This is a genomic window from Herbaspirillum sp. BH-1 (assembly GCF_002870055.1).
Classification (GTDB): domain Bacteria; phylum Pseudomonadota; class Gammaproteobacteria; order Burkholderiales; family Burkholderiaceae_D; genus Herbaspirillum; species Herbaspirillum frisingense.
The window spans coordinates 1-699 of record NZ_PKOI01000047.1; the positions used below are offsets into that span (position 1 = coordinate 1).

Sequence of the window (699 nt, forward strand, 5' to 3'; positions counted from 1 at the left end):
AGTGAAGCAGCAAGTGGGAAAAATAGAGTCGCTTCGCTCCCACTATTTTTCTGATCCACTTGCCGCTTCACTCCGGCGGCTGGCTCCCAAGGGGGAAAGCGTGTCCGGCTCGCCTTCGGCCTCGCGGGGGGCTCGCCTTCGGCTTCGTGGTGCTCTTGCTTGCTTCGTTTTTGCCTTTGCTTTCCTTTTCTTTGCTTTGCTTCTTTGTCGCTTCTTTGTTTGCTATTTTTGCTTGCGCTTGTGCGCCATCAGTCCCATCAGTCTGTTGTCGCGCCAGCGGGCGCGTTCGCCTAGCTGATCTGCGGGTAGGTCGCCGCGTCGCTCTGCTTCAATGCGCTCCAGGGTCTCGCTGTTCCATTCATTGGGGGCTTGTGTCTTCGCTACGTCGCGGTAGGTGTGGCCGTAGCGGCGGGCATAGTCCAGTACGCCTTCGGGGGCGTTCAGGTCGATGGTTTCGAATGGGCCCATGAAGGACCAGCGCAGGCCGAGGCCGTCCTTCAAGACCTTGTCGAGATCGGCAGCAGTGGCGTAGCCGTTCTCGTATAGGTTGAGGGCTTCGTTCAGTACCGCGCCCTGGATGCGGTTGAGCAGGAAGCCGGTGATTTCCTTGTTCAGGACCACCGGGGATTGGCCGGCGCGGGTGTAGATGTCGCGGGCGCGTTCGACCGTGGCGGCGGAGGTCCAGGGGGCCGGGGCGAG

General features: G+C 60.9%; 1 protein-coding gene. It reads right to left on the reverse strand.

The window, feature by feature from the left end; all coding sequences use genetic code 11:
- Nucleotides 1–222 precede the first annotated feature (222 nt).
- The coding region (locus HBH1_RS24725; RefSeq protein WP_233207702.1) for a 3-hydroxyacyl-CoA dehydrogenase family protein at nucleotides 223–699 on the reverse strand (477 nt) is incomplete at its 5' end.